Origin of the sequence: Flavobacterium sp. (assembly GCF_040382755.1) — a bacterium.
Classification (GTDB): Bacteria; Bacteroidota; Bacteroidia; order Flavobacteriales; family Flavobacteriaceae; genus Flavobacterium.
Genome location: NZ_JBEIET010000127.1, coordinates 1 through 5,276, shown reverse-complemented (window position 1 = coordinate 5,276; position 5,276 = coordinate 1). Strand labels below are relative to the sequence as shown.

The following is a 5,276-nucleotide window of genomic DNA, read 5'->3' as shown; positions in this document are numbered from 1 at the left end:
TGTATTCTTGATTTGCAGGAACCGTTACGGAATAAATAGTCATCCATCCAAAAACAACGAGTATGAAGTACAACAAAATGCTTATCCAATCGATGGAATTACTTATATCTTGGTTTTTCATTTGACTTAATTTTCCTTTTTATTTGGAATGATTAGGATGTTAAAAATAAAAAATTATTTTTTCTTTTCTGCTTCTTTTTTCTTCTTTTCTGCGTCCGTTTCTTTTTTCGATTTTAATTTCATTTGAAGCGAATCTGCATTAGTTAATTTTGGTTTATATTCAGAATCTTTGCTCGGATATAATTTTCGATATTGATAATTTAAATTCCCTTCTAACATTCGTTTTTCTAAATCTTTTCGAGTAATTTTCTTATTTAAATACTTTTCAATCATCAAAGTAGCTATAGGTCCAGCCCAAGTGTTTCCAAAATGCCCATTTTCTACAATCACTGCAATTGCAATTTTCGGGCGAATTCTTGGCGCAAAAGCTACAAACTCTGAGTGGTCTTCAAGCTGAACGCGTTTTCCATTTATTTTGGCAAAATTTTCAGCAGTACCCGTTTTCCCACAAATTTCTAATCCATCAACTCCTAATCCAAAAGCTGTTCCTTTATTGTATACATCAAATAAACCATTTACTACAGGGTCAAAATGTCTTCTATCAATAGTTGTAACATGTTTGGTGGTGTATTTTGAATCAATTTTTTTTCCTTTGATGTTTTTTATAATATGAGGTGTGTAATAATAACCTCTATTTGCAATAGTTGCCATCATATTTGCCAATTGAATAGGCGTCATAGAAACTTCCCCTTGACCAATTGAATTTGAAATAATAGTTGTAGAACGCCATCCACCATTTGGATAAAAATGCTCATAGAATTTTGAAGTTGGAATATGTCCTTTTCTCCCTGGAGGCAAATCATATCCCATAAATTTTCCTAAACCAAAACTTTTTAAATGGTTAGACCAAGCATCTACACCATCTTTTGGTCTTTTGTATTTATCAATTGTGCGCTTGTAAACATTTGCAAAATAGGTGTTACAAGATTTATAAATTCCGAAATTTAACTGCACCACACCACCAGGGCAGTGGCATCGCATAAATGCACCACGTCCGTATGAAAAGCCATGATTACACGTAAATGATGTTTGGGTATCAATAACGCCTTCTTGTAAACCAACTAAACCGGTAAGAATTTTAAAAGGAGATCCTGGAGGAAATTCACCCAATAAACCCCTATCAAATAAAGGTTTTGCAATTGAATCGTTATATAATTTCGTATAATTTTTTGAACGTTGTCTACCAACTAATAAAGCCGGATCGTATGAGGGCGCAGTAACTAAAGCTAAAATTTCACCTGTACTGGGTTCAATTGCTACAATTCCACCGCGCTTATTAACCATTAATTCTTCCCCATATTTTTGCAATTCTCCATCTATAGAAAGGGTTACGTCGCTACCTTGCTTGGCAATTGTGTCAAATTTTCCTTCTTTGTATGAACCAATTTCTCTATTGTGTTTGTCTTTTAGAATATATTTTACACCTTTTACACCCCGTAAAATTTCTTCATAAGCTTCTTCCACTCCTTGACGGCCAATTAAATCACCACTTTTATAATAAGGATTATCTTTAATTATAGCATCGTTTACTTGTGTAATAAATCCAAAAATATTGGCACCATGAATGGTTTGATATTCTCTTAAAGAACGTTTTTGAATATAAAAACCATTGTATTTTCTTATTTTTTCTTGAAATCCAGCAAATTCCGTTTTATTTAATTGGGAAAGAAAAAGAGAAGGTAATCTTGGACTATAAATTTTTGCTTTCTCTATTTTCTCAATAAATTCTTCTTTTGTGATTTGAAGAATAGTACAAAATTCAAGAGTGTCAATTTCTTTCACTTCTTTTGGAACAACCATAATGTCATATGATGGCTGATTGGCAACTAAAAGTTTACCGTTTCTATCGTAAATGTAACCACGTTCGGGAAAATCGAATTTTATTTTAATGGCATTGTTTTCCGATTTTATTTTTAGGGTATCATCAATAATTTGTAAATAAAAAAGACGAACCAATAACAGGATAGATGATATAATGATAAGGGTTGGTAATAAAGTCTTTCTCATCGTTTATTTGGTTTTATTAAATAAATACTAATGATACAAATTGCAAATGTGAAAATAGTGCTCAGAATTGTTCTCGTGATGATTTCAAAAAACAAATCGATTCGATATAATTCTAAACTAAAAAGTATTAAATGATGAAAAACAATTGCAGACATGATAAACGTAAATCGGTCTACGGATAATTTATCAGCTATTCTGATAGTTTGGTATTCGTAACTTAAACCGAAAGCAAACTTTAAGAAAAAAGGTCTAAAATAAGCTAAAAGTAAAGAAGCAGTTGCATGAACACCGCCACTATCACAAAATAAATCCATAATTAATCCTAAACAAAAACTTGCGGCTAAAAAACCAGATTTATTAGAGTTAATTGGATATAAAATTATAAAAAGCACATACAAATAAGGATTAATCCAGCCTCCAAATCTCACTTGTTCAAGCACAACAATTTGTATTGTTAGCAAAACAATAAAACGGATTAAATTTAAAATGAAGTTACTGTTCATTATTACTTAGTTGGATCTTTTTCTGTTGCTTCTTCCAGCGCTTCTTTTTCTTTTTTCTTTTTATTTTCAATAACGTACACATAACCAAGGGACGTCATATCGTTGAAAAGTCTTACATTGATAACAAATTTGTTACTGGTTTTTTCTGCAAAAATTTGTTCGATTTTTCCAATTGGAATGTTTTCAGGAAATATGGCAGATTGCGCTCCAGTTACAATAGTATCGCCTTTTTTTAATGTGGCTAATTTCGGCACATCAATAAGTTGTACATATCCAGCATTTTTTCCATCCCAGGTTATAGAGCCAAAATGATCAGAATTTTTTATCTTTCCGTTTAATGGGTTTTTAGTATGAAGAATACTGATTACTGTAGCAAAGTTTTTTGATGTTTTTTCAATAATTCCAACCACACCTTTATCGCTAATTACAGCCATATCGGTTTTCAGACCTTCAAAAGAACCTTTACTTAACGTTAAAAAGTTTTCTTGTTTGGTGTAAGAATTTTTTATCACTTTTGCTTGTCTCACAACAAAATCCGATAAAATATTCGGTACTACAATTTTACTTTCTAAAATTGTGTCTTTTTTGTTGAATAAAATTTCTTTTAACCGTGCGTTTTCTCTAGCTAAATCTTCATTTTTTTGTTGCAGTCCAAAATATTCTTTAACGCTATTTATTTGGCTATACGTGTAACCTGAAAATGCGTTAGAAGAATTAATATACTGACTTCTATGATAAGAATGTGATTTAATTGTAAGCGTTAATGAAATACCCAAAAGCAGCAAAAACAGCAATTTATAGCTGTTTTTTATAAGAAAAATTATAATTTGCTGCATGTATTACGTGCTTATTTAATTAAGATATTTTTGTACTTTGCTAAGTTTTTAAGTGTCATTCCAGTTCCTCTTACAACCGCTCTTAAAGGGTCTTCAGCGATATAAACAGGTAAATCTGTTTTCAATGAAATTCGTTTATCTAAACCTCTTAACATTGAACCTCCACCGGCTAAATAAATACCTGTGTTGTAAATATCTGCGGCTAATTCTGGTGGTGTTTGAGATAACGTTTCCATAATAGCATCTTCAATTCTTTGAATAGATTTATCTAATGCTTTTGCAATTTCTCTGTAAGAAACATCAACTTGTTTTGGTTTTCCAGTTAATAAATCACGACCTTGAACCGACATATCTTCAGGAGGACTTTCTAAGTCTTCAATCGCAGCACCAATTTGTATTTTAATTTTTTCTGCAGTAGTTTCTCCCACAAATAAATTGTGTTGCGTTCTCATGTAGTAAATAATGTCGTTCGTAAACACGTCACCAGCAATTTTTACAGATTTATCACAAACAATTCCTGCTAATGCTATTACTGCAATTTCTGTAGTTCCACCACCGATATCGACAATCATATTTCCTTTCGGTTGCATAATATCAATTCCAATACCAATTGCAGCTGCCATTGGTTCGTGAATTAAGTATACTTCTTTTCCGTTAACACGCTCTGCAGATTCTTTTACAGCTCGCATTTCCACTTCTGTAATTCCAGAAGGAATACAAATTACTAAACGAAGTGCTGGTGTAAATAATTTTTTCTTTAATGCAGGAATGCTTTTAATTAACATTTGAAGCATTTTTTCAGACGCATCAAAATCGGCAATTACTCCATCTTTTAGTGGACGAATTGTTTTTATATTTTCGTGGGTCTTTCCTTGCATCATGTTGGCTTCTTTACCAACAGCAATTATTTTTCCAGTTATTCTGTCTCTCGCAACAATTGAAGGACAGTCTATAACAACTTTATCGTTGTGAATTATTAGTGTATTTGCGGTACCAAGGTCAATTGCGATGTCCTCAGTCATAAAGTCAAAAAATCCCATATTTATTAGAAGGGTTTAGTATTTTGTGTAAATCTATTCAACTAACAAAAGTATAAAAATAAATTGGAATTATTTAAAATAAAAACGCATTAAAAAAATATTTTTTAATGCGTTTTAAAATAGTGGTATTTTTTAGCTTTTTTTAGTGTTTAAAATGGCGTACTCCAGTCATCACCATCGCTACATTATTCGCGTTACAATAATCAATACTTAATTCGTCTTTTATAGATCCGCCTGGTTGTATAATTGCTGTAATTCCTGCTTTATTTGCAATTTCTACACAATCAGGAAATGGGAAAAAAGCGTCACTTGCCATAACAGCACCAGTTAAATCGAAGTCAAATGTTTTGGCTTTTTCAATGGCTTGATTTAAGGCATCAACTCTTGAAGTTTGTCCTGTACCAGAAGCACAAAGTTGACGATTTTTTGCAAAAACAATCGTGTTTGATTTGGTGTGTTTACAAATTTTTGATGCGAATAATAAATCTTCAATTTCTTCTGCTGTAGGAGCTGTTTTTGTAGCTGTTTTTAATAGTTCAGCTGAATCGGTAATATTGTCTTTATCTTGAACCAAAACACCATTTAAGCACGTACGAATGTTTTTGGCAGGTAAAGCCACATCGTTAATTACTAAAATGATTCGGTTCTTTTTTTCTTCTAAAATATCAATAGCTTCTTGGTCGTATGATGGTGCGATAACCACTTCGCAAAATAGTTTATTTATTTCTTCAGCTGTTGCTATATCAATATTTCCATTCGCAATAAGTACG

At 31.8% G+C, this 5,276-nt stretch carries 4 protein-coding genes and 1 pseudogene; all 5 read right to left on the bottom strand.

All coding sequences use genetic code 11. The features are described from left to right. Positions 1–174: 174 nt before the first annotated feature. Positions 175–2,127 (bottom strand): penicillin-binding protein 2, encoded by a 1,953-nt coding sequence (mrdA, locus tag ABWO04_RS09620; RefSeq protein ID WP_353079504.1) that lies wholly within the window; start codon positions 2,125–2,127, stop codon positions 175–177. Next, positions 2,124–2,630: a rod shape-determining protein MreD gene (locus tag ABWO04_RS09615; protein WP_353079503.1), complete on the bottom strand. Its 507-nt coding sequence runs from the start codon at positions 2,628–2,630 to the stop codon at positions 2,124–2,126. The genes mrdA and ABWO04_RS09615 overlap by 4 nt, the downstream gene beginning before the upstream one ends. A 2-nt stretch (positions 2,631–2,632) precedes the next feature. Continuing rightward, positions 2,633–3,466 carry a rod shape-determining protein MreC gene (gene mreC, locus ABWO04_RS09610; RefSeq protein WP_353079502.1) on the bottom strand — a complete coding sequence of 278 codons (834 nt, stop codon included), beginning with the start codon at positions 3,464–3,466 and terminating at the stop codon, positions 2,633–2,635. A gap of 11 nt (positions 3,467–3,477) precedes the next feature. Next, positions 3,478–4,506: a rod shape-determining protein gene (locus ABWO04_RS09605; protein WP_291240904.1), complete on the bottom strand. Its 1,029-nt coding sequence runs from the start codon at positions 4,504–4,506 to the stop codon at positions 3,478–3,480. A gap of 142 nt (positions 4,507–4,648) precedes the next feature. Next, a pseudogene (locus ABWO04_RS09600) lies at positions 4,649–5,276 on the bottom strand (bifunctional phosphoribosylaminoimidazolecarboxamide formyltransferase/IMP cyclohydrolase); the annotation flags it as partial.